Source organism: Nonomuraea sp. B1E8 (genome assembly GCF_039871515.1).
Lineage (GTDB): Bacteria > Actinomycetota > Actinomycetes > Streptosporangiales > Streptosporangiaceae > Nonomuraea.
The window spans coordinates 1-1414 of sequence record NZ_JBDPLS010000045.1 but is presented as its reverse complement, the minus strand read 5'-3'; the positions used below and the strand labels follow the sequence as shown (position 1 = coordinate 1414).

Annotated in this window: 1 protein-coding gene; it reads right to left on the bottom strand. The window is 69.5% G+C overall.

What is annotated here, in order from left to right; genetic code table 11:
* Positions 1–25: 25 nt before the first annotated feature.
* Complete coding sequence (locus ABGA98_RS45615; RefSeq protein WP_347624739.1) at positions 26–1255, bottom strand: IS701 family transposase; 1230 nt, start codon at positions 1253–1255, stop codon at positions 26–28.
* Positions 1256–1414 lie beyond the last annotated feature (159 nt).

Genomic DNA, 1414 nt, shown 5'->3' with positions numbered 1-1414 from the left:
CTAGTACTCCAGTGACACTTCGCGATCATGGTTTCGATCTGCGCCGGTAGTGGCAGCGCCGGGCTGTCGCCTGGTGACGGCGGCGCCAGTCCGACCAGCGCAGAACGTGCGCGATGGGACGGCTCCGGGTCAGCGCGAGTTCGCTCAGCAGCCGGCGGATCTCGGGCAGTGTCAACGGAATGCGGTCGGTGTCGGTGTTGGCCGGCTGGGCGGCGGCGATGGCGGACAGGAAGGCCAGGGCGAGCATCGCCAGCGTGATGTGCCGATGCCAGGCCGTCCAGCCGCGTACCTGGTAGTGGTCCAGCCCGACCTGGCCTTTGGCGGCTTGGAAGGACTCCTCCACCGCCCACCGGACACCCGCGATCTTCACCAGGGCCATCAGCGGCATCGGTGTGGGCGCGCCACAGCGGTAGAAGGCGAGCTCACCGGTGGTCAGGTTGCGGCGGATCAGCAGCCACCGGTATCCCTGCGGTTCGGCTTCGTCGATGCGCGCCCATGCCCAGGCATACCAGCGCGGGCCCTTGGCGCCTTGTCCGGCGCGGTAGCGGTGCCAGTGCCGATCGGCCACGCCGGCGGCGATGTCGGCCGCGCTGCGCTCGGCCCCGTCCAGGTTCACCCGCCGGTTGCCCGCGATCGCCAGCACGTAGCCGACGTGGCGCCGCTCCAGCAGGGCCCGCAGGCGCGGGTCTTGGCCGTAGACCTCATCACCGCTGACCCAGCGTGCGGCCAGTCCGGCATCCAGCGCGGCGGCGATCATTTCGGCGGCCAGGGCGGGCTTGGTGGCGAAGGTGGTCTGCTCGGGCACTCCGGCCTCGGCGCATCGGCCGGGGTCGGCCAGCCAGGAGTGCTGGGGCAGGTAGAGCCGCCGGTCCAGCAGCGTGCGCCCGCGAGGGGTGGCGTAGGCGAGGAACACGCCGACCTGGCTGTTCTCGATCCTGCCCGCCGTACCGGTGTATTGCCGCTGCACCCCCGCCGAACGGGCGCCCTTCTTGAGGAAGCCGGTCTCATCCACGATCAGTACTCCGCCCTCGCCGAGCTGCTCGATGACGTAGTCGCGCAGGTCATCGCGGACGGCGTCGGCGTCCCAGCGCGCGGTGCGCAGCAGGCGTTGCATCGTCTGCGGGCCGGTCAGCCCGGCGTGCTCGGCCAGGTTCCAGCAGTTCTTGCGGTCAAGGTCGGACAACAGCCCGCGCACGTAAGCGGTGGCGGCGCGGCGCGGCTCGATGCGGCCGAACCGGCCCGCGATCCGGCTCATCAGGTCGTTGAAGGTGACCATCCAGCCGTCAAGGTCTACAGTGTCGGCCACGGCCATCACGCGATCGTCAGATGTCTTCACAAACTCCGAATGATCACGTGGTGGCCGTCTTCATGCCACCTCCAGGCCCAAGATCGCGAAGTGTCACTGGAGTACTAG